This is a genomic window from Micromonospora zhanjiangensis (assembly GCF_042650605.1).
Classification (GTDB): Bacteria; Actinomycetota; Actinomycetes; order Mycobacteriales; family Micromonosporaceae; genus Micromonospora_J; species Micromonospora_J zhanjiangensis.
Window position 1 is genome coordinate 301,834 of the sequence record NZ_JBHSBN010000004.1, and the last position, 21,113, is coordinate 322,946.

28 protein-coding genes are annotated in these 21,113 nt (G+C 73.4%); 20 read left to right on the forward strand and 8 right to left on the reverse strand.

The annotated features are described in order from the left end of the window. Positions 1-287: 287 nt before the first annotated feature. Complete coding sequence (locus ACFOX0_RS09140) at positions 288-869, forward strand: peroxiredoxin family protein (RefSeq protein WP_377543485.1); 582 nt, start codon at positions 288-290, stop codon at positions 867-869. Here ACFOX0_RS09140 and ACFOX0_RS09145 read toward each other — a convergent pair. Then, positions 822-1,274, reverse strand: coding sequence for a S26 family signal peptidase (locus tag ACFOX0_RS09145; protein WP_377543488.1), 453 nt, complete (start codon positions 1,272-1,274; stop codon positions 822-824). The genes ACFOX0_RS09140 and ACFOX0_RS09145 overlap by 48 nt on opposite strands. Before the next feature lie 72 nt (positions 1,275-1,346). On the opposite strand from ACFOX0_RS09145, the gene ACFOX0_RS09150 reads away from it, so the two are divergent. Continuing rightward, a complete protein-coding gene (locus ACFOX0_RS09150) occupies positions 1,347-1,916 on the forward strand; it encodes a MauE/DoxX family redox-associated membrane protein (RefSeq protein ID WP_377543491.1) in 570 nt (189 codons plus the stop codon). Here the strand turns inward: ACFOX0_RS09150 and ACFOX0_RS09155 are convergent, their stop codons facing one another. From ACFOX0_RS09155 to ACFOX0_RS09180, 6 genes are all read right to left on the reverse strand, one after another. Continuing rightward, a complete protein-coding gene (locus ACFOX0_RS09155) occupies positions 1,917-2,525 on the reverse strand; it encodes a YdeI/OmpD-associated family protein (RefSeq protein ID WP_377543493.1) in 609 nt (202 codons plus the stop codon). A 74-nt stretch (positions 2,526-2,599) separates the two neighbouring features. Further along, complete coding sequence (locus ACFOX0_RS09160; RefSeq protein WP_377543496.1) at positions 2,600-2,947, reverse strand: hypothetical protein; 348 nt, start codon at positions 2,945-2,947, stop codon at positions 2,600-2,602. A gap of 27 nt (positions 2,948-2,974) precedes the next feature. Next, complete coding sequence (cpt, locus tag ACFOX0_RS09165; protein WP_377543499.1) at positions 2,975-3,529, reverse strand: chloramphenicol phosphotransferase CPT; 555 nt, start codon at positions 3,527-3,529, stop codon at positions 2,975-2,977. Further along, positions 3,526-3,897 carry a hypothetical protein gene (locus ACFOX0_RS09170; protein ID WP_377543501.1) on the reverse strand — a complete coding sequence of 124 codons (372 nt, stop codon included), beginning with the start codon at positions 3,895-3,897 and terminating at the stop codon, positions 3,526-3,528. Before ACFOX0_RS09170 ends, cpt begins: the two co-directional genes overlap by 4 nt. A gap of 103 nt (positions 3,898-4,000) precedes the next feature. After that, positions 4,001-4,189 (reverse strand): DUF397 domain-containing protein, encoded by a 189-nt coding sequence (locus ACFOX0_RS09175; RefSeq protein WP_377543502.1) that lies wholly within the window; start codon positions 4,187-4,189, stop codon positions 4,001-4,003. Then, positions 4,180-4,980 carry a helix-turn-helix domain-containing protein gene (locus tag ACFOX0_RS09180; RefSeq protein ID WP_377543504.1) on the reverse strand — a complete coding sequence of 267 codons (801 nt, stop codon included), beginning with the start codon at positions 4,978-4,980 and terminating at the stop codon, positions 4,180-4,182. The genes ACFOX0_RS09175 and ACFOX0_RS09180 overlap by 10 nt, the downstream gene beginning before the upstream one ends. 231 nt (positions 4,981-5,211) lie before the next feature. Here ACFOX0_RS09180 and ACFOX0_RS09185 point away from each other — a divergent pair, with 231 nt between their 5' ends. The 18 genes from ACFOX0_RS09185 (at position 5,212) to ACFOX0_RS09270 (ending at position 20,932) form a co-directional block, all read left to right on the forward strand. Beyond that, positions 5,212-5,574, forward strand: coding sequence for a hypothetical protein (locus tag ACFOX0_RS09185; protein WP_377543506.1), 363 nt, complete (start codon positions 5,212-5,214; stop codon positions 5,572-5,574). Positions 5,575-5,603: 29 nt separating this feature from the next. After that, positions 5,604-5,873, forward strand: a complete 270-nt coding sequence (locus tag ACFOX0_RS09190) for a type II toxin-antitoxin system Phd/YefM family antitoxin (protein ID WP_377543508.1) — start codon at positions 5,604-5,606, stop codon at positions 5,871-5,873. A 115-nt stretch (positions 5,874-5,988) separates the two neighbouring features. Next, positions 5,989-6,252 (forward strand): phosphoribosyl-ATP diphosphatase, encoded by a 264-nt coding sequence (locus ACFOX0_RS09195; RefSeq protein WP_121159833.1) that lies wholly within the window; start codon positions 5,989-5,991, stop codon positions 6,250-6,252. Positions 6,253-6,300: 48 nt separating this feature from the next. After that, positions 6,301-7,146, forward strand: a complete 846-nt coding sequence (hisG, locus tag ACFOX0_RS09200) for an ATP phosphoribosyltransferase (RefSeq protein WP_377543510.1) — start codon at positions 6,301-6,303, stop codon at positions 7,144-7,146. A 26-nt stretch (positions 7,147-7,172) separates the two neighbouring features. Beyond that, positions 7,173-7,634 (forward strand): PH domain-containing protein, encoded by a 462-nt coding sequence (locus ACFOX0_RS09205; protein ID WP_377543512.1) that lies wholly within the window; start codon positions 7,173-7,175, stop codon positions 7,632-7,634. A 362-nt stretch (positions 7,635-7,996) separates the two neighbouring features. Continuing rightward, positions 7,997-8,632 (forward strand): translation initiation factor IF-3, encoded by a 636-nt coding sequence (infC, locus tag ACFOX0_RS09210; RefSeq protein WP_377543514.1) that lies wholly within the window; start codon positions 7,997-7,999, stop codon positions 8,630-8,632. Between the two features lie 19 nt (positions 8,633-8,651). After that, entirely contained in the window at positions 8,652-8,846 is a 195-nt protein-coding gene (gene rpmI / locus ACFOX0_RS09215; RefSeq protein WP_377543516.1) for a 50S ribosomal protein L35, read from the forward strand. Between the two features lie 32 nt (positions 8,847-8,878). Continuing rightward, positions 8,879-9,271 carry a 50S ribosomal protein L20 gene (gene rplT, locus ACFOX0_RS09220; protein ID WP_377543518.1) on the forward strand — a complete coding sequence of 131 codons (393 nt, stop codon included), beginning with the start codon at positions 8,879-8,881 and terminating at the stop codon, positions 9,269-9,271. Between the two features lie 32 nt (positions 9,272-9,303). Further along, positions 9,304-10,203, forward strand: coding sequence for a TrmH family RNA methyltransferase (locus tag ACFOX0_RS09225; protein WP_377543520.1), 900 nt, complete (start codon positions 9,304-9,306; stop codon positions 10,201-10,203). Between the two features lie 281 nt (positions 10,204-10,484). Beyond that, positions 10,485-11,546 carry a phenylalanine--tRNA ligase subunit alpha gene (locus ACFOX0_RS09230; protein ID WP_377543522.1) on the forward strand — a complete coding sequence of 354 codons (1,062 nt, stop codon included), beginning with the start codon at positions 10,485-10,487 and terminating at the stop codon, positions 11,544-11,546. A gap of 42 nt (positions 11,547-11,588) precedes the next feature. Beyond that, positions 11,589-14,135 (forward strand): phenylalanine--tRNA ligase subunit beta, encoded by a 2,547-nt coding sequence (gene pheT, locus ACFOX0_RS09235; protein ID WP_377543524.1) that lies wholly within the window; start codon positions 11,589-11,591, stop codon positions 14,133-14,135. Between the two features lie 7 nt (positions 14,136-14,142). Then, a complete protein-coding gene (locus ACFOX0_RS09240) occupies positions 14,143-14,382 on the forward strand; it encodes a S26 family signal peptidase (protein WP_377543526.1) in 240 nt (79 codons plus the stop codon). Positions 14,383-14,874: 492 nt separating this feature from the next. Further along, entirely contained in the window at positions 14,875-15,876 is a 1,002-nt protein-coding gene (gene argC / locus ACFOX0_RS09245; protein WP_377543527.1) for an N-acetyl-gamma-glutamyl-phosphate reductase, read from the forward strand. 112 nt (positions 15,877-15,988) lie between these two features. Next, on the forward strand, positions 15,989-17,161 hold the full coding sequence (gene argJ / locus ACFOX0_RS09250) for a bifunctional glutamate N-acetyltransferase/amino-acid acetyltransferase ArgJ (RefSeq protein ID WP_377543529.1): 1,173 nt from the start codon (positions 15,989-15,991) through the stop codon (positions 17,159-17,161). A gap of 55 nt (positions 17,162-17,216) precedes the next feature. Continuing rightward, positions 17,217-18,113 carry an acetylglutamate kinase gene (gene argB, locus ACFOX0_RS09255; protein ID WP_377543531.1) on the forward strand — a complete coding sequence of 299 codons (897 nt, stop codon included), beginning with the start codon at positions 17,217-17,219 and terminating at the stop codon, positions 18,111-18,113. A 67-nt stretch (positions 18,114-18,180) separates the two neighbouring features. Continuing rightward, positions 18,181-19,488: an acetylornithine transaminase gene (locus ACFOX0_RS09260; RefSeq protein ID WP_377543533.1), complete on the forward strand. Its 1,308-nt coding sequence runs from the start codon at positions 18,181-18,183 to the stop codon at positions 19,486-19,488. Continuing rightward, the gene (gene argF / locus ACFOX0_RS09265; protein ID WP_377543535.1) at positions 19,485-20,420 is read left to right on the forward strand and encodes an ornithine carbamoyltransferase; all 936 of its coding nucleotides are present in this window, start codon (positions 19,485-19,487) and stop codon (positions 20,418-20,420) included. The genes ACFOX0_RS09260 and argF overlap by 4 nt, the downstream gene beginning before the upstream one ends. Continuing rightward, positions 20,417-20,932 carry an arginine repressor gene (locus ACFOX0_RS09270; protein ID WP_377543537.1) on the forward strand — a complete coding sequence of 172 codons (516 nt, stop codon included), beginning with the start codon at positions 20,417-20,419 and terminating at the stop codon, positions 20,930-20,932. Before argF ends, ACFOX0_RS09270 begins: the two co-directional genes overlap by 4 nt. 54 nt (positions 20,933-20,986) lie before the next feature. Here the strand turns inward: ACFOX0_RS09270 and ACFOX0_RS09275 are convergent. After that, on the reverse strand, positions 20,987-21,113 hold a 127-nt coding region (locus ACFOX0_RS09275; RefSeq protein WP_377543596.1), incomplete at its 5' end, for a zinc ribbon domain-containing protein.

The window sequence follows — 21,113 nt, forward strand, 5'->3', positions numbered from 1 at the left end:
ATCCAGATTGGAGGTACCCGAGATGACCCGTCACGTCGGAGCGCTCGCGGACCGTCTCCTGGCACTGATGCTGCCCGGGACCACGGCCTCGGCCGTCTGCCAGCCGTCCTGCACCAACACCCCGATATGCTGCCGTTTCACCAACACCCGGTTCAAGTGGCGCGCATGTAACAGCATGTGCGAATGCTGGTGGGGTTCGGACTGCTGAGTAACGCCCCTGGAGGCGTCGCGGCCGGCCACCGACCGGCCGCGGCGCTCTCCTGCCCAATCCCGTCAGGAGTGCACCCATGTCCGTCGTCGTCGCGGCCATCGCCGTTCTCGCCATCCTCACCCTGCTGAACCTGCTGCTCACCTTCGGCGTGATCCGGAAGCTGCGCGAGCAGGAGTTGACCGCCGTACGCCCGCCGGTGACCCTGTCGGTCGGCGCGCGGGTGCCCGACTTCACCGCCTCGACCGCCGGCGGGGACGTGGTGTCCGTCGCCGCGCTGCGCCCTTCGGGCGGCCTGGTGGCGTTCCTCGCCCCCGACTGTTCGGGCTGCCAGGAGCAACTGCCCGCGGTGCGCTCGGCGCTCGCCGAGGCACTCGACACCCCGATGGCGGTGCTCGTCGTGGTCACCCGCCTGCGTCCGGAGTCGGCGCACACGGACAACGAGGACACCGACCTGGTGGCCGCGTTGGGCGTGGCCGACAGCCGGGCGGCGATCGTCCACGAGCCACTCGACGGGACGCTCCAGTCGGCCTTCCAGGTCGCCGCGTTCCCCGGGTTCTACCTGGTCGACACCGACGGCCGGGTGGCCGCTGTCAGCAACAACGCCGCCCAGCTACCCGAGTTGTTCCCGGGACGCGACGTCGTGTCCGTCGGCCGGTGAGTCGACGGCGGCCCGCAGCCGTCGGATGACCACACCCCGTACCAGCTCCGGCGCGAGTGGGCCGAAGGCACGCGAGTCGAAGCTGTGCCGCGGCGCGTCGCCCAGGACGTGGACCTGTCCCGCCGGCAGCGCCGCCACCCGTTTGACCATCAGCTGGGTGGCCGCTTCGGCGTCGCCCGCGGTGATCGTGACACCGGGTGGCGGCAGGCAGACGACCACCGCGCCGACCCGCAGCCGACGTCGGAATCCCCGGCGGAGCACGAGGAGCTGGTCGCCGTCCCGGTACGTCGGGGTCATGCTGTCACCGTTCACCCCGACGACCTGGAGCATGGCGCGGGCGACCGACACGGCGACCCCGACCGCCACGACGGAGCCGGCGACGATCAGCAGCGTTGACTGGTGCATCGGGCCACGGTAGCGAACCGTCCGACGACGCACGCCCCACCCCGGGGCGGCGGCGACAGGAGGCGAGAGATCATGTCGTACGTATTGGGGTTCAGCCGGTGCCTGCTCGCGCTGGTCTTCCTGGCCTCGGCCGCCGGCAAACTGCGCGGGCGGGCGGCGTTCCCGGCGTTCGCCGACTCGCTGCGGGCCATGGATCTGCTGCCGGGGCGCGCGGTCGTCCCGGTGGCGGCGGTGGTGGTGGCGGCCGAGGCGGCCGTGCCCGTGCTGCTGGTGCCGCTGCCCGTCGCCGCGGTGTCCACTGTCGGGTTCGCGCTGGCGACGGCCCTGCTGGCGGCGTTCACGGTGACCGTCGCCGTCGTCCTGCGGCGGGGTACGCCGGCGTCCTGCCGGTGCTTCGGGGAAGCCGCAGCGGCGCCGTTCGGCCGGCATCACCTCGTCCGCAACGTCGCGCTGACCGTGGTCGCCGGGACCGGCGGGTACGCCTCGATCGCGGCTCCCGGGACGACGATCTGGACCATCGTGCTGTGCGTGCCGCTGGCCGTGGTGGGTGCGCTCGTCGTCCTCCGGCTCGACGACATCGTCGCACTGTTCCGGCCGGTCACCCCCGTGGCGGGCACGACCTCCCGGCGTGCCGCGCGGTGATCAGGCCGGCGGGTTCGGCGGCTTGGCCTTCTGCGGGTAGATCGTCTCGTGCCGGGCCAGCATGGCGACGAACTCGGCGATCTTCCGCTCGCGGGTCTGCGCCCGTTTGACGGCGTTGAGGCGGTAGATGAGGGAGAACCGGTTGGTCTTGGTGAGGACGTCGAACATGGCCTGGGCGGCGGGCTCGGCGGCGATCGCGGCGAGCAGGTCGGCCGGCACCTCGGCCTCGGACGGCGGGGCGTAGGCGGCGGCCCACCGCCCGTCCGCCTTCGCGGCCTCCACCACGGCGCGGCCCGAGGGCGTCATCCGTCCCGCCGACTCCAGCCGGGCCACGTGCTCGACGTTGCGCCGGGACCAGGCGCTGCGCGGCCGGCGCGGGGTGAACCGGATCCAGGACATCTCCTGGTCCCCCTTCCGGGCCTGCCCGTCGATCCAGCCGAAACACAGGGCCTCGTCGACCGCCTGCTGCCAGGTCAGCGTCGTGACCGTGCCGCCCTTCCTGGTCAGGGCGAGCCAGACACCGGGGGAGGTGGCGTGGTGGTCCGTCAGCCACGCGCGCAGCGCGTCGGCGTCCGCGACGATCAACTCGTCCAACTCCGTGCTCGGCATGACGGCAGGGTACTCGCCGCGCCGCTGTCGCAACCGTTGCCGTCGAGCGCGATCCGGACAGTCGCACCTCGGGCTTACGGTACGCCGCCGCCGTCGCTTGTCACGCCGGCACTCTGGCCGAGACCGTCGTCGCCACCGTAGCCCTCACCACGGAGGTTGCCCCGGCCCCGGCGACGCTGATCGCGTCGGCTCTGACGGATGGCCTGACGGGCCGCCCGCATTGCCGGGTCGGATCCGCCCGCCTTCGCCCGCCGCCGTCGACGTAGCGCGATGATCGCGACGGCAGCGAGGACCGCGGCCACCGACCCGGCAACTATCCAGACTCCCGAGCTCATAACGCTGATGCTAAGCACGATGAACAAGCTTTCGACCGTCGCGATCCGCAGGCGGGCGGAAGGCGTGATCGCGACCGGCACGTTCACCGTGCGGACCGGTTTCGCGGGCCGGCATCACCCCGGACATGCCGAGGACGCGGCGAGCCGGTCGGCGATGATCCGGGCGCAGGCGAGGGCCTCGGTGTGGGTGGTGTCCACCTCCAGGTCGTATTCGACACCCCGGTGGACCAGGTCCGCCTGTGACTCGGCCATCCCGCAGACCCGATCCCCCCGGGCCAACTCCCGACCCGCGGCCACCGCCGCCGCACACCGCACCCCGACCCACAGTACGTCCAGCCCGGCGAGCGCCTCGCGCCATCGTTGCTGGGATCCCGCGCCGCCGAGGAAGACGTCGTCGACGATGACCCGGGCGCCGGCGCGTACCGTCGCGGCGACGCCTGCCATCCACGCCGCCTGGAGTGTCGAGAACTCCGGTCCCACGTCGACCCCGCCGTCCGGGGCGAAGACGATGCCGGTGTCCGAACCACTCATCGACGCGGGCATCGCGGCGATCAGCGTGTCGACGCCGACCGTCAGCCACGGGTCCGGCAGGACCGCCTGGAGGCACCGGGCGATTCCCGACTTGCCGGAACTCGATCCGCCGTTCAACACGATCACCCGGGTCGTCACGCCGCCACCTCGTCCAGGCGGGCCTGCAACTGGTCGCGGCAGCGCAGCAGGAGCCCGGCGATCTCGTCGAAGGTGGCGGCGTCGACCCGGCCGTTCTCGAACCACATCGCCCGTACGGCCGTGTGGGCCTGGGTGAGGTAGGAGCCGGCGGCCTCGACCAGGCCGACGAACTCGTCGCGGTGCTCCGGGGGTGCGAACTGCACCGACCCGCGGGCCGCCCGCAGCGGCTCACCGGGGGAGGCGAAGACCGCCGTCGGGTCGCCGCCGGCCTGGTCGGCGCCGATCCAGGCGAGGAGGTACTCCAACTCGGTCGCCGCCAGGGTCAGCCGGCCGACCGCCAGGACGGTTTCGTCGGTGAGTCGCCGCACCGGCCAACCGTAATGGATGCGCCCGGCCGGACCGGCCAGGCGGCGCGTGGGCCGGCCGGGTGGACGAACAGAGCGCGTCGTGGTCGCCCGGCCGGCTGGGCGGTCAGGGTCGCCGGGTGGAGTCCACGAAGGAGCGCCAGGCGGTGGGGGAGAAGACCAGCGCCGGCCCGTTGCGGTCCTTGCTGTCCCGTACGGCGACCACGTCGGACAGGTTGTCGGCCACCTCCACGCAGTTGCCCGAGTTGCCGCTGCTGCGGGTGCTCTTGCGCCAGATCGCCCCGGTCAGGTCCATGCTTCCGCCGCCTCCGAGATCATCTTGATGGTCTGCCCGTGCGAGACCGCCTCGGCCCGCACCGCCTCCCAGGACTGCCGCAGCGATCGTACGTCCGCGGTCCGCTCCACAAAAGTGCCGTGCAACTGGTTGTCCAGGTACCCGATCTCGTCCGCGTCCGGCGGGGTGGCCAGGACGAACGCGCCGTTCAGGCCGGGATAGGCGCCGACGTCGCGCGGCACCAGGTGCAGGTGCACCCGGGTCCGGCTGCCGACCTCCACCAGGTGCCGGAGCTGGTCGCGCATCACCTTCGGGCCGCCGACCGGCCGCTCGATCACCGTGTAGTCCAACACCGCGACGAGCAGCGGCGGATTCGGCCGGGTCAGCACGCTCTGCCGTTCGAGCCGGGCTGCCACCTGCTGTTCCATCGGCTCACCGACAAGTTGGCTGGCGCCCTCGTGCAACGCCCGGGCGTAGTCCTCGGTCTGCAGCAGGCCGGGGACGACCAGCGGCTCGAACGAGCAGAGCCCGGTCGCCTCCCTCTCGATCGCCACCCACTCGCGGAACCAGGGCAGTACCACCTCGCGCAGCAGCGCGGCCCGGATCCGCAGCAGCAGCCCGTCGGCGCCGAGCACCGCGTCCGCCCGTTCGGCGAACTCCAGCCGGGGCGGTCGGCGGCACTGCTCGACGGCGGCGACCAGCGACGCCGAGTAGTTGATTTTCTCGCCGAGGGCCTCCTGGGACAGCCCGGCGGCGGTCCGCAACCGGCGTAGCTCGCCGGCGAACAGGTCGAACAACGGTGACAACTCCATTCGCACTCTCCTGCACATGAGAAGGATTCGCCGCACGTCCGCGCTGGTGCAGCGCGAACGGCTTCCGACCGTAGTCGCTCGGTCACAAAAATGGTGTCCCGGCGGGACCGCTCGGACCTGTCGGACCGCCGACCGGGATGACGGCGGTACGACGCCCGACGGGCGGGACCGCGGGCCGCCCGTCCCCGGAACGGGCGGCCCGTCCACCGACCGGCGATCGAGGAGGCCCCAATGCAGATCGGATCCCGCTGGCCGGTGAACGGCATCCAGCCGTACAAGATTCCGGTGTTGGCGCTGGACCGGTTGGACCGGAAGACGCCGGCGGACGCGCGCCAGGCGCGGCGGCACGTGCCGCTGCGGCCGATCTGGATCTGCCGGGCCTGCGCGGCACCGTGGCCGTGCGCGATGGCCCGGCTGCTGCTGCGGGCCGGCTACCTCCACGACCGGGTCGGTCTGGCCGTGCACCTGTGCGGGCTGCTGCACGAGGCGGCGCGCGACCTCTACCGGCTCAACCCGCACGACGCCCCGCCGCCGCGCGCGCTGTTCGAACGGTTCGTCGGCTGGACCACGTACCAGGATCCGACCGCCCGTTGAGCGTGACTCACGCCGGTGCTCCTCAGCGCATGTCCTACCGTCGTGGTGTGAAAGAAGTTGGACTGCGAGGGTTACGGCAGAACGCCGGCAATCTGGTACGCCGGGCTCAAGCGGGAGAACAGGTGGTGATTACTGTCGCCGGAAGGCCCGCAGCCGTGCTCGGTCCCGTCCAGTCGAGGAGCTGGCGCCAGTGGGACGATCTCGCCGAAATCTTCGACCAGCTCACCGACCCGGAGTGGGACGGCGCCCGGGGGTCGCTGGACGGATCCGTCGTCGATCCGCCGGGTGTGGAACGGTAGGCCTGCCTTCACGCACCGGCGTCCCCGGTGCGGCGACGGACCGTCCGTCCAGCACCTGGTACGCGGTCACCCCTGCCAGGGGCGGCGGACGGTTCGGCTGCGAGAATCGGGACCCGTGAAGACGTTCGAGGAGCTGTTCGCCGAGCTGCAGGCCAAGGCCGCGGCCGGCACACCGGGCTCGGCGACCGTGGCCGCGCTGGAGCGCGGCGTGCACGCCATCGGCAAGAAGGTGGTCGAGGAGGCCGCCGAGTCGTGGATGGCGGCCGAGCACGAGGGGCCCGAGCGGGCCGCCGAGGAGATCTCCCAACTGCTCTACCAGGCCCAGGTGCTGATGCTCGCCACCGGTCTGGAGCTCAAGGACGTCTACCGACATCTCTGAGTGCCACCTTTCGCCATGATCGTTTACTGTCCGAAGGAGCACTCAGCGATGCTGCGTATCGCCATCCCGAACAAGGGCACCCTGTCCGCCCCGGCCGCGCAGATGCTGCGCGAGGCCGGCTACCGGCAGCGCACCGACGACCGTGATCTGGTCTGCCGGGACGAGGCCAACGACGTCGAATTCTTCTACCTGCGCCCGCGCGACATCGCCACCTACGTCGCGTCGGGCGATCTCGACCTCGGCATCACCGGCCGGGACCTGCTGGTCGACGCCGCCAGCGGCGCCGAGGAGATCATGGATCTCAACTTCGGCGGGGCCACCTTCCGGTTCGCCGCTCGGCCGGAGACGCTGTCGTCGGTCGACCAGATCGGCGGCCGGCGGGTTGCCACCGCGTACCCCGGGGTGGTGGAGCGCTACCTGGCCGAGCACGGCCTCAAGGCCGAGGTGATCCAGCTCGACGGCGCGGTGGAGAACGCCATCGGGCTCGGCGTGGCCGACGTCATCGCCGACGTGGTCGATACCGGGGCCACCCTGCGCCAGGCCGGCCTGGTCGTCGTCGGCGAGCCGATCCTGCGGTCCTCGGCGGTGCTGATCGGCCGGGCCGGCGCGCCGGCCAACCCCCGGGTCGACCAGCTCGACCGGCGGCTGCACGGCGTCCTGGTCGCCCGGCGGTACGTGATGCTCACCTACGACGTCCGGGTCGACCTGCTCGACCGGGCCAGCGCGCTGACCCCGGGCATCGAGTCGCCGACCGTCTCGGCGCTGCACCGGGAGGGTTGGGTGGCGGTGAACGCGATGGTGCTGCGCGGCGACGTGCACCAGATCATGGACCAGCTCTACGACCTCGGCGCGCGGGCGATCCTGGTCACCAACATCCACGCCTGCCGCCTGTGAGTACGACGGGTGGCACACTGGGTGCCGTGACCGAGTCCCGGACCGTACGCCTGCGTCCGTACCGTATCCGCCTGGTGTGCTGGCCGGCGGCGATCCTGCTGCTGGTGGTCTTCAGCCTGATCGCCACCTCGCTGCACGGCTCCACCGGCGCCGACGGAGGCACCTTCCAGCGCGGCGACCAGCTCGCCATGATCGGCCTCGGGGTGCTGGGGGCGCTCGGCGCCCTCTGGTTCACCCGCCCCCGGGTCGACGCGGACGAGCGCGGGATCCGGGTGCGGAACGTGGTCGGCTCCTACGACCTGCCCTGGGAGGTGGTCCGGGCCGTCCGGTTCGACCGGGGTGCGGCCTGCGCCAGCCTGGAGTTGCACGACGACGATCGGGTGCCGCTGATGGCCCTGCAGGTGGCGGACAAGGACCGGGCGGTGGCCGGGGTCCGGCAGTTGCGTGCCCTGCACGCCGCCCACCAGGCCCAACCCGCCGCCGGCTGATCCGTGCCGCCGGCGCCCCTGGCCGACGCGCCGGGCCGGGGGCGCCGGTTCGCGGTCTGTCGACCGACCTGGTAACCTTGCGGTGTCGACCATGCTGTCGACGGGTGCTCACGTGCCCATGACAGCCATAAAGCGGAGCGCCTGCTCCCACCCGCGTCGCCGATACCGGCGTCCGGGTCCGGTCCCCGGTTCGGGTTCGCCCGATCCGGACATACGGCCATCGGCCGTATCGGACCGGTCGAGCGGGCCCCGGCATGTGCCGGGGCCTACTGCTTTCCGGGCCGGCCTCCGCGCGGAGGCTGCCGGGGTCGGCTCCTATCGGAGTACGGACTCGAGGAGGCCCCATCAGCGTCGAACCACGCGTGAACGATCAGATCCGGGCTCGTGAGGTCCGTCTGGTCGGCCCTGAGGGTGAGCAGGTGGGCATCGTCCCGCTGGAGCGCGCCCTGCAGTTGGCCGCCGACGTCGACCTGGACCTGGTCGAGGTCGCGCCGATGGCGCGCCCGCCGGTGTGCAAGCTCATGGACTTCGGCAAGTTCAAGTACGAGAGCGCACTCAAGGCGCGCGAAGCGCGGCGTAACCAGCAGCAGACGGTCATCAAGGAGATGAAGCTCCGGCCGAAGATCGACCCGCACGACTACGAGACCAAGAAGGGTCACGTGGTGCGGTTCCTCAAGGCGGGCGACAAGGTCAAGGTCACGATCATGTTCCGTGGCCGTGAGCAGAGCCGACCCGAACTTGGCTACCGGCTGCTGCGCCGGCTCGAGTCGGAGATCTCGGACCTGGGTTACGTCGAGGCCGCGCCGAAGCAGGACGGTCGAAACATGATCATGGTTCTGGCCCCGCACCGGGCCACCAAGGCAGCCGCGGTAGCCGCCACGGCCAACCGTGGTGGCACGCCCAGGGATCAGAACACCGCCGAAGCCACCGCCGGACCGGCCGTCGAGGCCGCAACCGCCGGTGACACCGGCACCGTCGCCGACAACAGCGGCGAGTAACAGGGGAGAGACGTTTTACATGCCGAAGATGAAGCCGCACTCCGGAATGGGCAAGCGGGTCAAGGTCACTGGTCGTGGCAAGATCATGTCGGAGCAGACCGGCAAGCGTCACCTGCTGGAGGGAAAGTCCTCCCACGTGACCCGTCGGATGACTGGCACGGTCGAGGTGGCCAAGGCCGACGTCAAGCGCATCAAGAAGCTGCTGGGCCGCTGACGCGCGCCACCGCGACATAAGAAGGAGTTGAGATGGCACGCGTCAAGCGGGCTGTGAACGCCCAGAAGAAGCGCCGTACCCTGCTCGAGACCGCGAGCGGCTACCGGGGGCAGCGCTCCCGGCTGTACCGCAAGGCCAAGGAGCAGGTGCTGCACTCGATGCAGTACAGCTACCGGGACCGTCGTGACCGCAAGGGCGACTTCCGGCAGCTGTGGATCACCCGGATCAACGCGGGTGCCCGGGCCAACGGGCTGACCTACAACCGCCTGATCCAGGGTCTGCGCCTGGCCGGCGTCGAGGTCGACCGCAAGATCCTGGCCGACCTGGCGGTCAACGACGCCACCGCGTTCGCGGCCATCGTCGAGGTCGCCAAGGCCGCCGTCGCGGCCGAGGGCACCGGCGGCGCGTCCGCCCAGGCCGCCTGATCGAACCGCGGCACGTCACCGAGGCGCCTCCCATGTCGCACCGTCGACCCGGGGGGCGCCTCGACGCCGTCCGAGGACAGGAACCCACGCTGTTCACCGCCCGTACGCCCCGGGTGGTCGCCGCCCGCCGGCTGCACCGCCGCCGCGACCGCGAGGCCGCCCGCCGGTTCCTCGCCGAGGGGCCGCAGGCCGTCCGCGAGGCGCTCGCCCGGCCCGGCACCGTCGCCGAACTGTTCGGCACCCCGGCCGCCCTGGACCGGTACGCCGACCTGACCGCCGCCGCGACCCGGGATGGCGTACCCGTGTCACCGGTGACCGACGACGCGCTCGCGGCGTTGACTGAGACCGTGGCCCCGCAGGGCCTGGTCGCGGTCTGCCACCACCTGGACCGGTCACTGGCGCGGGTGCTGGCGCCCGGCCGGCGGTCCGAGCGGCCGCCGGTGCCCGGTCACCGGCTGGCAGCGGTGCTGGCCGGGATCCGCGACCCGGGCAACGCCGGCACGGTGCTGCGCACCGCCGACGCGGCCGGCGCCGGCGCGGTGGTCTTCGCCGGCGAGACGGTCGACCCCTACAACGGCAAGTGCGTCCGCGCCTCGGCCGGCAGCCTGTTCCACGTCGACGTGGTCCGCGCCGCCGACCCGGCCGCCGTCGTCGCCGACCTGCGCGCCGCCGGGTACGCGGTGTTCGCCGCCTCCGGCTACGGCGAGACCGACCTGGACCTGCTCGCCGACGCCGGCGGCCTGGCCCGGCCGACCGCCTGGCTGTTCGGCTCGGAGGCACACGGACTGCCGGACGAGTTGGCCGCCGCGGCCGACGCCCGGGTCCGGGTGCCCCTGCACGGCCGGGCCGAGAGCCTCAACCTGGCTGCCGCCGCGGCCGTTTGCCTGTACGCTTCGGCCAGAGCACTCAGAGACAGGGAGTCCACCCCGTGACGAACGCCGCGACGCGTTCCTTTAGCCAGCCCGCCGGTCCCGGCGGGCGGCAGGGCTGACCTCTTCCTCCCTGCGAGCCTCCCACCGGCGGGCAGCGGCGCAGCCGCGCGTCCGTAGACTGTGCCGGTCGCCGGCGCCGATGTCGTCCCGCACCGCGCCCGGTTCCTGAAGCCGGGCGACGAGTGCCCCGCCATGGCCGCCGACCGCTGACCCACCACGGTGTCGCTGGCGCCCCAGTCGCCAGACCGACTCCGCCGCGAGGCAGGGAGTGCCCGTAAGTCATGACCTACCGCAATGATCCGTACGACCCGAAGCAGGTCGCGCTGCTCGACCAGAGCGCCCTCGACGACGCGGTGGACACCGCGCGGAAGGCGTTCGCCGACGCGGCCGATCCGGACGCGCTCGCCGGACTGCGCCACCAGCACCTGGGCGACCGGGCTCCGGTCTCGCTGGCCCGCCGGGAGATCGGTGCGCTGCCCCCGGCGGCCAAGTCCGACGCCGGCAAGCGGGTCAACGAGGCCCGCCGGGCGATCGAGGAGGCGTTCGCGCAGCGCCGTGAGGAGGCCGAGCGGGCCCGGGCCGAGCGGATGCTGGCCGAGGAGCGGGTGGACGTCACCCTGCCCTACGACCGCCGGCCGCGCGGCGCCCGCCACCCGTTGACCACGCTGATGGAGCAGATCGCCGACCTGTTCGTCGGGATGGGCTACGAGGTCGCCGAGGGCCCCGAGCTGGAGACCGAGTGGACCGCGTTCGACGCGTTGAACATCCACCCGGACCATCCGGCCCGGGGCCTGATGGACACCTTCCACACCGAGGTGCCCGGCCTGGTGATGCGCCCGCACACCTCCTCGGTGCAGATCCGCACGATGCTCACCCGCACCCCGCCGATCTACGTGATCTGCCCGGGCCGGGTCTACCGGACCGACGAGTTGGACGCCACCCACAGCCCGGTCTTCCACCAGGTGGAGGGTCTGGTGGTGGACCGGGGCATCACCATGGCGCACCTGCGCGGCACCCTGGAGCACTTCGCCCGGACCATGTTCGGCGCCGAGGCCAGGGTGCGCTGGCGGCCGCACTACTTCCCGTTCACCGAGCCGTCGGCCGAGTTCGACGTCTGGTTCGCCGAGCACCGGGACGGCCCGCGGTGGGTGGAGTGGGGCGGCTGCGGCATGGTCAACCCGCGGGTGCTGCGGGCCTGCGGCGTGGACCCGGAGGCCTACTCCGGATTCGCCTTCGGCATGGGCATCGAACGCACGCTGATGCTGCGGCACGGCATCGGCAACATGCGCGACCTGGTCGAGGGCGACGCGCGGTTCACCCGCGCCTTCGGCGTGGGGCAGTGACCGGGATGGGGAATCGAGCAATGGGTACGGTGATCTGAAGTCATGCGAGTTTCGCTTTCCTGGCTGCGTGAACACGTCGACCTGCCGGCCGACCTCGCCGCCGAAGACCTGGAGGCGGCCCTGGTCGAGTTGGGCGTCGAGGTCGAGTCCATCGTGGACCTGGCCGGCACGGTCACCGGGCCGCTGGTGGTCGGCGAGGTGGTCGAGGTCGAGGAGCTGACCGGCTTCAAGAAGCCGATCCGGTTCTGCCGGGTGGACGTCGGCGCCGCCAACGGCACCGGCGAGCCGCAGGAGATCGTCTGCGGGGCGACCAACTTCGCCCCCGGCGACCGGGTCGTGGTCGTCCTGCCCGGCGGGGTGCTGCCTGGCGGCTTCGCCATCGGCGCCCGCAAGACGTACGGGCGCAACTCCAACGGGATGATCTGCTCGGCCCGGGAACTCGGCCTCGGTGACGACCACTCGGGCATCCTGGTGCTGCCCCCGGACAGCCCGGCCAAGCCCGGGGACGACGCCCGGCCGGTGGTCGGACTGGACGACATCGTGGTCGAGCCGGAGATCACCCCGGATCGCGGCTACGCCATGTCGGTGCGCGGTCTGGCCCGGGAGCTGTCGCACGCCTTCGGGGTGCCGTTCCGGGACCCGGCCCTGGCGCCCGCCCCCGGGGCCACGGCCACGCCGGCGTACCCGGTCGAGGTCCGCGACACCGTCGGCTGCGACCGGTACGCCGCCCGGATGGTCCGCGGCGTCGACCCGACCGCGGCCAGCCCGCAGTGGATGCGGCGGCGGCTGCTCGCCGCCGGCATCCGGGCCATCTCGCTGCCGGTGGACATCACCAACTACCTGATGCTGGAGTTGGGCCAGCCGATGCACGCGTTCGACGCGCAGCGGCTGGTCGGGCCGCTGGTGGTGCGCCGGGCCGAAGCGGGCGAGAAGCTGACCACCCTGGACGGCGTCCAGCGCACGCTGCACGCCGAGGACCTGGTGATCTGCGACGACACCGGGCCGATCTCGCTGGCCGCGGTGATGGGCGGCGAGACCAGCGAGGTGGTCGCCGGCACCACCGAGGTGCTGTTCGAGGCGGCACACTGGGACCCGGTGACGATCGGCCGCACCGCCCGCCGGCACAAGCTGTTCAGCGAGGCCGCCAAGCGGTGGGAACGCGGCGTCGACCCGGCCCTGCCGCTGGTCGCGCTGGACCGGGCGGTCGAGCTGCTGACCACGTACGGCGGTGGCACGGCGGGGACCGAGGTGCTGGACGTCAACCACGTCCGGCCGCGTACCCCGATCAGCATGGACGCCGGGCTGCCGTCCCGGCGGATCGGCGTCGACTACCCGCCGGCCCGGGTGGTGGCCCTGCTGGAGCGGGTCGGCTGCCGGGTGGCCGAGGGCGCCGACCGGCTCGCCGAGGACCCGGGTTCGGTCGCCGTGGCGGCCGGCGCCGGGGTCAGCCTCGCGGTGACCCCGCCGACCTGGCGGCCCGACCTGACCGAACCGGCCGACCTGGTCGAGGAGGTCGCCCGGCTGGACGGCTACCAGCGGATCCCGGGCGTGCTGCCGGCCGCGCCGGCCGGCCGCGGGCTCACCGCCGACCAGCTGCGCCGCCGCGCGGTCGCCCGGGCGCTGGCCGAGCACGGGTACGTGGAGGTGCTGGCGTACCCGTTCATGTCGGCGGAGACGTCCGACGCGCTGGGGCTGCCGGCGGACGACCCGTGGCGGCGGGCGGTGCGGCTGGCCAACCCGCTCGCCGACACCGACCCGCTGCTGCGGACCAACCTGCTCGGGCCGCTGCTCGGCGTGCTGCGCCGCAACCTCGGCCGCGGCCTGCGGGACCTGGCGCTCTACGAGACGGGTGTGGTGTTCCGGCCCCGGCCGGACGCCGGCAGCCCACCGCCGATGGGCGTCGACCGGCGCCCGTCGGACGCCGAGCTGGCCGCCGCCGACGCGACCCTGCCGGATCAACCCCGGCACGTGGCCGCGGTGCTGGCCGGCGAGGTCGAACCGGCCGGCTGGTGGGGCGCGGGTCGGCCGGCCGGCTGGGCCGACGCGGTGCAGGCCGCCCGGCTCGTGGTGGCCGCCGCCGGCGTCCCGGACGACCGGTTGGTGGTCCGCCAGGGGGACCGGGCGCCGTGGCACCCGGGCCGGTGCGCCGAGCTGGTGGTGGACGGCGTGGTCGTCGGCCACGCCGGTGAGCTGCACCCGTCGGTGGTCACGGCGCTGGAGCTGCCCCGGCGGACCAGCGCGATGGAGCTGAACCTGGACGCGTTGCCGCCGACCCCGGTGGTGCCCGCCCCGCGGGTCTCCGGGTTCCCGCCGGCGCTGATCGACGTCGCGCTGGTGCTGGCCGACACGGTCGCCGCCGAGGACGTCCGCCGGGCGCTCGTCGAGGGCGCCGGTGACCTGCTGGAGTCGGTCCGGCTGTTCGACGTGTACGCCTCGGAGCAGCTCGGCGCGGGTCGCCGGTCGCTGGCGTACAAGCTGACCTTCCGCGCGCCGGACCGGACGCTCACCGCCGAGGAGGCGGTGGCCGCCCGGGACGCCGCGGTGGCGGAGGCGGCCCGCCGGTACGGTGCCACCCTGCGCGGCGCCTGAGCCGCCGGTGGGCAACACGCTGCTGGTGGTCGCGGTGGCCGGCGTCCTCGCGTCGGCCACCGCGCTGCTGCTCTGGGCCCGGCGCCGGCTGCTGCGGGTGGCGGTGGTCGGCCGGAGCATGGAACCGACGCTCCGCTCCGGCGACCGGGTGCTGGCCCGCCGGGTGCCGCTGGCCGGGCTCCGGCACGGTGACGTCGTCGGCGACCGGCGCGCCGGCGTGGCCCGCGCCGACCAGCGCGGTCCGTAGCCGGCGCAGCTGGCCGGCCCGCCCGACGAACACCGCCGGGGCGGGCGGCAGCTCGTGCGGTACCGGCGTCGCCGGCCGCCGGCCCGCGGCGGCGTCGTCCGACCCGGTTGCCCGCGGTGCCGTGGGTGGGAGGGGTTCGGCGCGGGGGACCGCGCCGCCGCTGTGAGACAGCGACCGGGCCGTCGGCGGGTTCGGCCCGGAACCGGTACGCGGGGCCGCGCCGCCGCTGCCGGGGGTGCAGCAGTGCCGGTGAACCATCCCTCCGCGGCCCGGACCCGCCGTTCGCGCAGCCGGTCCAGCGCGGCGCGGCGAGCGAACGTAGTTATGCTATTCGATGTATTTGGAACGTAACCCTCAGCAATGAGAGTTTCAGGTTCATCGATGGGGAGTGAACGGAGTGAACCCCCGTTTCACGGTGGGCGGGGCCTGGATGAACTTGCGGCCGGTCGAGCGGCTCCATTACTATGACCGCATAATCATACGGAGGTCGGTATGGGAATTCGAGTGGCGGTGGCCGGAGCGAGCGGCTACGCGGGTGGTGAGTTGCTCCGGCTGCTCGCCGGACACCCCGACTTCGATCTCGTCGCGGCGACCGCGCACAGCCACGCCGGCCAGCCGGTATCCGCCGTACATCCGCAGTTGACCGGTCTCGGCCTGACGTTCACCGCGACCGGACCGGCGGCGCTGGCCGACGCGGACCTGGTCTTCCTGGCGCTGCCGCACGGCCGGTCGGCCGCCCTGGCCGCGGAGCTGCCGGACTCGGTCAAGGTGGTGGATCTCGGCGCCGACCACCGGCTCGCCGACCCGGACGCCTGGGCCCGCTACTACGACGGGCCGCACGCCGGCACCTGGACCTACGGGCTGCCCGAACTGCCCGGCCAGCGGGCGGCGGTCGCGGCCGCGGACCGGGTCGCCGCCGCCGGCTGCTACGCCGCCACCGTCACCCTGGCCCTCGCCCCGCTGATCGCGGCCGGCGTCGCGGCCGCCGACGACGTCGTGGTCGTCGCCGCCTCGGGTACGTCCGGGGCCGGCCGGACGGCCAAGGCCCACCTGCTCGGCAGCGAGGTGATGGGCGACCTGTCGCCCTACAAGGTCGGCGCCCACCAGCACGTGCCGGAGATCAAGCAGGCGACCGGGGCCACCGGGCTGTCCTTCACGCCGGTGCTGGCGCCGATGCCGCGCGGCATCCTGGCCACCGTGACGGCCCGACCGACCGGCCCGGTCGACCCCCGCGAGGTGCTCGCCGCCGCGTACGCCGACGCGCCGTTCGTCCGGCTGCTGCCGGCGGGGCAGTGGCCGCACACCGCGGCCACCCTGGGCTCCAACGCCTGCCACCTGCAGGCCACCGTCGACCTCGACACCGGCCGGCTGATCGTGGTCAGCGCGCTGGACAACCTCGGCAAGGGCGCCGCCGGCCAGGCCGTGCAGTGCGCCAACCTGATGACAGGCCTCCCGGAAACCACCGGCCTCTCCCCCTACGGAGTAGCACCGTGAGCGCGAGGAGTGCAGCGAAGCGGAGCCCCGCAGTCGCGAACGAGGGGGCATCCGTGAGCGCGAGGAGTGCAGCGAAGCGGAGCCCCGCAGTCGCGAACGAAAGGTTGACACAGTGACAGTCACCGCGCCCAAGGGATTTCGGGCGGCCGGGATCGCCGCGGGGCTGAAGAGCGGCGGTGCGCCGGACCTGGCGGTGGTGGTCAACGACGGACCGGACGCCACCGCGGCCGGCGTCTTCACCGCCAACCGGGTCAAGGCCGCGCCCGTGCTCTGGAGCCAACAGGTGCTGCGCGGCGGGGTGGTCCGCGCCGTGGTGCTCAACTCGGGCGGGGCCAACGCCTGCACCGGGCCGGCCGGCTTCCAGGACACCCACGCCACCGCCGAACACACCGCCGCCGCGCTGAGCAACCGCAACGCCCGGCTGCTGCTCGGCGCGGGCGAGGTGGCGGTCTGCTCCACCGGGCTGATCGGCGAGCGGCTGCCGATGGACAAGCTGCTGCCCGGCATCCGGCTCGCGGTGCGCGGGCTGTCCCGCGACGGCGGTCCGGCCGCCGCCGAGGCGATCATGACCACCGACACCCGGCCGAAGAGCACCGTGGTGGGCGGCGCCGGTTGGACGGTGGGCGGGATGGCCAAGGGCGCCGGGATGCTGGCGCCGGCGATGGCCACCATGCTCTGCGTGCTCACCACCGACGCGGTCGCCGGGCCGGACGCGCTCGACGAGGCGCTGCGGGCGGCCTGCCGGCTGACCTTCGACCGGGTCGACTCCGACGGCTGCATGTCCACCAACGACACCGTGCTGCTGCTGGCCAGTGGCGCCTCCGGAATCGAACCCGACCAGGCGGAGCTGACCGCGGCGGTCACCGCAGCCTGCCACGACCTGGCCCAGCAGCTCGTCGCCGACGCCGAGGGGGCCACCAAGCGGATCGCCATCGACGTGGTCGGCGCGGTCGACGCCGACGACGCGGTGCTGGTGGGCCGGTCGGTGGCCCGCAACAACCTGGTCAAGACCGCGCTGTTCGGCAACGACCCGAACTGGGGGCGGATCCTGGCCGCCGTCGGCACCACCACGGCGGCGTTCGAGCCGGACCGGCTGGACGTCGCGGTCAACGGGGTGTGGGTCTGCCGCTCCGGCGCGGCGGCCGAGGACCGGTCCAAGGTCGACCTGTCCGGCCGGGACGTCACCATCCGGATCGACCTGCACGCGGGCTCCGAGACCGCCACCGTCTGGACCAACGACCTGTCCCACGGGTACGTCCACGAGAACTCGGCGTATTCATCGTGAGCGCGAGGAACGCAGCGAAGCGGAGTCCCGCAGTCGCGAACGGAAGGCAGGCACAGTGACGGCGGCGGCCCTGTCCCGGGATCTGAGCGAGGCGCAGCGCAAGGCGGCCACGCTGATCGAGACGCTGCCCTGGCTGGCCCGCTTCTCCGGGGCCACGGTGGTGGTCAAGTACGGCGGCAACGCGATGGTCGATCCGCAGCTGCAGCGGGCGTTCGCCGCCGACATGGTGTTCCTGCGGTACGCCGGGCTCAAGCCGGTCGTGGTGCACGGCGGCGGACCGCAGATCTCCGCGATGCTGGACCGGCTCGGCATCGCCAGCGAGTTCCGGGGTGGCCTGCGGGTCACCTCGGCCGAGGCGATGGACGTGGTCCGGATGGTGCTGGTCGGCCAGGTCGGCCGGGAACTGGTCGGTTTGATCAACGAGCACGGCCCGTACGCGGTGGGGCTGTCCGGCGAGGATGCCCGGCTGTTCACCGCGGTGCGCCGCCCCGCGTACGTCGACGGCGAGCCGGTCGACGTGGGACAGGTGGGTGACGTCGACGCCGTCGACGTCTCCGCGGTGACCGACCTGATCGACGCCGGCCGGATCCCGGTGGTGGCCGGGGTGGCCCCGGACGCCGACGGGGTGCTGCACAACCTCAACGCGGACACCGCCGCGGCGGCGCTGGCGGTGGCGTTGCGGGCCCGAAAGCTGGTGGTGCTGACGGACGTGCCCGGGCTCTACGCGAACTGGCCGGACGCCGACAGCCTGATCTCCGAGGTGACCGCCGACGAGTTGGCGAAGCTGCTGCCCGACCTGCGCGCCGGGATGGTGCCCAAGATGGAGGCCTGCCTGCGGGCGGTCCGCGGCGGGGTGCCCGCCGCACACGTGGTGGACGGTCGGGTGGCCCACTCGATCCTGTTGGAAGTCTTCACCTCGGAGGGATTCGGCACGATGGTTGTCCCAGCATGAGCGAGCGAATCATCGGGCTCAGTGCGGGTGTGCCTCATGGCGGCCCGGAGCGCAGCGGAGGGCCGGCATGAGCGCGCTCGTGGAACGTTGGTCGCAGGTCCTGATGGACAACTACGGCACGCCGCCGCTGGCGCTGGTCTCCGGCCGCGGCGCGGTCGTGGTCGACGACACCGGCCGGGAGTACGTCGACCTGCTCGGCGGCATCGCGGTCAACGTGCTCGGGCACGCCCACCCGGCGGTGGTGGCGGCGGTGAGCCGGCAGGTCGCCACCCTCGGCCACGTGTCCAACCTGTACGTGGCCGAACCGCCGGTGGCGCTCGCGGAGCTGCTGCTGGCGCTGGCCGGCCGGCCCGGGCGGGTGTTCTTCGCCAACTCCGGCGCGGAGGCCAACGAGGCGGCGTTCAAGCTGTCCCGGCGGACCGGCCGCTCGCACGTGGTGGCCACCGACGGCGGCTTCCACGGCCGGACGATGGGCGCGTTGGCGCTCACCGGGCAGCCGGCCAAGGCCGATCCGTTCCGACCGCTGCCCGGTGAGGTCACCCACGTCCCGTACGGCGACGCCGCGGCGCTGGCCGACGCGGTCACCGACCGCACCGCGATGGTGATCGTCGAGCCGATCCAGGGCGAGAACGGTGTGGTCGTGCCGCCGGCCGGTTACCTGGCCGAGGCCCGGCGGATCACCGCCCGGCACGGCGCGCTGCTGGTGCTGGACGAGGTGCAGACCGGCATGGGTCGCACCGGACACTGGTTCGCCCACCAGGCCGACCAGGTCGAGCCGGACGTGGTGACGCTGGCCAAGGGCCTCGGCGGTGGCCTGCCGATCGGCGCCTGCCTGGCCTTCGGTGACGCGGCGGAGCTGCTCGGGCCGGGCAGTCACGGCAGCACCTTCGGCGGCAACCCGGTCAGCTGCGCGGCGGCCCTGGCGGTGGTCTCCACCATCGCCGGCGAGGGCCTGCTGGACCACGTCAAGCGGGTCGGTGAGCGGATCCGGCGCGGTGTCGAGGAGCTGGGCCATCCGCTGGTGGCCGAGGTCCGCGGTGCCGGCCTGCTGCTCGGTCTGGTGCTGCGGGCGCCGGTCGCGGGCGCCACCGCCGACGCGTTGCGCGCGGCGGGCTTCCTGGTCAACCCGGTCAAGCCGGAGGTGATCCGGCTGGCCCCGCCGCTGATCCTCACCGCCGAGCAGGTCGACGCCTTCCTGGCCGCCCTGCCGGCGGCCCTGGACGCGGCCACCCCGGCCGGCCAGGCCACCGGCGCCGGCCAGGTCACCCATGCCGGCCAGGCCACCCCGGGCACTCCGACCCGCCAGGCCGGCGTGCCGGCGGCCCGGGGCGCGGCGGCCGGGAACACCCACGACGTACCGGATGGCAGGTCATGATCCGACACCTGTTGCGCGACGACGACCTCGACCCGGTCGAGCAGGCGGCCGTGCTCGACCTGGCCGCCCGGATGAAGGCCGACCGGTTCGGCCACCGCCCACTGACCGGCCCGCGATCGGTGGCGGTGCTGTTCGACAAGCAGAGCCTGCGCACCCGGGTCTCGTTCGACGCCGGGATCGCCGAGCTGGGCGGTCACCCGATGGTGCTGGACACCCAGCTCACCCACTTCGGTCGGGGCGAGACCCTGGCCGACGCGGCGCGGGTGCTGTCCCGGTACGTGGCGGCGATCGTGCTGCGTACCCACGGTGACGAGCGGATCACCGAACTCGCCGCCGGCGCCACGGTGCCGGTGGTGAACGCGCTGACCGACGGCTTCCACCCGTGCCAACTACTGGCCGACCTGCTCACCGTCCGCGAGCGGTTCGGCGACACCACCGGCCGGACCCTGGCGTTCGTCGGCGACGCCGGCAACAACATGGCCCAGTCGTACCTGCTCGCCGGCGCGACCGCCGGGATGCACGTACGGGTGGCCGGGCCGGTCGGGCACGACCCGGCGCTGGAGGTGCTGGCCCGGGCCGCGAAGATCGCGGCCGGCACCGGCGGATCGGTCCGGCTGCTGCGCGACCCGGCCGCGGCGGTGGCCGACGCGCAGGTCGTCGCCACCGACACCTGGACCTCGATGGGGCAGGAGAACGACGGCCGGGACCGGCTCACCCCGTTCCTGCCGTACCAGGTCAACAAGGAGCTGCTGGCCGGCGCCGCGCCGGACGCGATCGTGCTGCACTGCCTGCCGGCGCACCGCGGCGAGGAGATCACCGACGACGTGCTCGACGGGCCGAGCAGCGCCGTGTTCGACCAGGCGGAGAACCGGCTGCACGCGCAGAAGGCGGTGCTGACCTGGCTGCTGCGCGAGTCGGGGGGTGCCCGGTGACCGGCCCGTCGACCCGGGCCGCCCGGCACGCCCGGATCGTCGAGCTGATCCGGGGCACCCCGGTCCGGTCGCAGACCGAGTTGGCCGATCTGCTGGCCGCCGAGGGCGTCGCGGTCACCCAGGCAACCCTCTCCCGGGACCTGGAGGAACTCGGCGCGGTGAAGGTACGCGGGGGCGACGGGCCGGCCGTCTACCTCATCCCCGAGGACGGCCACCGGCCGCTGCGGGACGCCGAGCAGGCACCGGCCCGGCTGGTCCGGCTGCTGCGCGAACTGCTCAACGGGACCGACGCCAGCGGCAACATCGCCGTCCTGCGTACCCCGCCGGGCGCGGCGCAGTACCTGGCCAGCGCGTTGGACCGGGCGGGACTGCCGGAGGTGGTCGGCACCATCGCCGGCGACGACACCGTCGTCGTGGTGGCCCGGGAGAACGTCGGCGGCGCGGCGCTGGCCGAGAAGCTCGCCGGGTGGGCGGTCCCGCCGGCCGGTTCGGCGACCATCGAGACGGACTGATGTCGTCCGGTGACCACGACAGTGACTCCTCCGATGCCTGAAGGCACCGGCTTTTCAGGCCGCGGGTGCGGCCTGACGGGCAAGCCCTGCCCGCAGGATGTTGCTGGCCGCGTTCACGTCGGCGTGGGCGGTGTGCCCGCAGGCGACGCACCGGAATTCGGCTTGGGTGACGCGGTTCTGC

Excerpts from the sequence above, each read along its gene's own strand:
- ACFOX0_RS09140 (WP_377543485.1), top strand. The coding sequence starts at position 288 with ATGTCCGTCGTCGTCGCGGCCATCGCCGTTCTCGCCATCCTCACCCTG.
- ACFOX0_RS09145 (WP_377543488.1), bottom strand. The coding sequence starts at position 1,274 with ATGCACCAGTCAACGCTGCTGATCGTCGCCGGCTCCGTCGTGGCGGTC.
- ACFOX0_RS09150 (WP_377543491.1), top strand. The coding sequence starts at position 1,347 with ATGTCGTACGTATTGGGGTTCAGCCGGTGCCTGCTCGCGCTGGTCTTC.
- ACFOX0_RS09155 (WP_377543493.1), bottom strand. The coding sequence starts at position 2,525 with ATGCCGAGCACGGAGTTGGACGAGTTGATCGTCGCGGACGCCGACGCG.
- ACFOX0_RS09175 (WP_377543502.1), bottom strand. The coding sequence starts at position 4,189 with ATGGACCTGACCGGGGCGATCTGGCGCAAGAGCACCCGCAGCAGCGGC.
- ACFOX0_RS09180 (WP_377543504.1), bottom strand. The coding sequence starts at position 4,980 with ATGGAGTTGTCACCGTTGTTCGACCTGTTCGCCGGCGAGCTACGCCGG.
- ACFOX0_RS09185 (WP_377543506.1), top strand. The coding sequence starts at position 5,212 with ATGCAGATCGGATCCCGCTGGCCGGTGAACGGCATCCAGCCGTACAAG.
- ACFOX0_RS09190 (WP_377543508.1), top strand. The coding sequence starts at position 5,604 with ATGTCCTACCGTCGTGGTGTGAAAGAAGTTGGACTGCGAGGGTTACGG.
- hisG (WP_377543510.1), top strand. The coding sequence starts at position 6,301 with ATGCTGCGTATCGCCATCCCGAACAAGGGCACCCTGTCCGCCCCGGCC.
- rpmI (WP_377543516.1), top strand. The coding sequence starts at position 8,652 with ATGCCGAAGATGAAGCCGCACTCCGGAATGGGCAAGCGGGTCAAGGTC.
- rplT (WP_377543518.1), top strand. The coding sequence starts at position 8,879 with ATGGCACGCGTCAAGCGGGCTGTGAACGCCCAGAAGAAGCGCCGTACC.
- ACFOX0_RS09225 (WP_377543520.1), top strand. The coding sequence starts at position 9,304 with ATGTCGCACCGTCGACCCGGGGGGCGCCTCGACGCCGTCCGAGGACAG.
- ACFOX0_RS09230 (WP_377543522.1), top strand. The coding sequence starts at position 10,485 with ATGACCTACCGCAATGATCCGTACGACCCGAAGCAGGTCGCGCTGCTC.
- pheT (WP_377543524.1), top strand. The coding sequence starts at position 11,589 with ATGCGAGTTTCGCTTTCCTGGCTGCGTGAACACGTCGACCTGCCGGCC.
- argC (WP_377543527.1), top strand. The coding sequence starts at position 14,875 with ATGGGAATTCGAGTGGCGGTGGCCGGAGCGAGCGGCTACGCGGGTGGT.
- ACFOX0_RS09260 (WP_377543533.1), top strand. The coding sequence starts at position 18,181 with ATGAGCGCGCTCGTGGAACGTTGGTCGCAGGTCCTGATGGACAACTAC.
- argF (WP_377543535.1), top strand. The coding sequence starts at position 19,485 with ATGATCCGACACCTGTTGCGCGACGACGACCTCGACCCGGTCGAGCAG.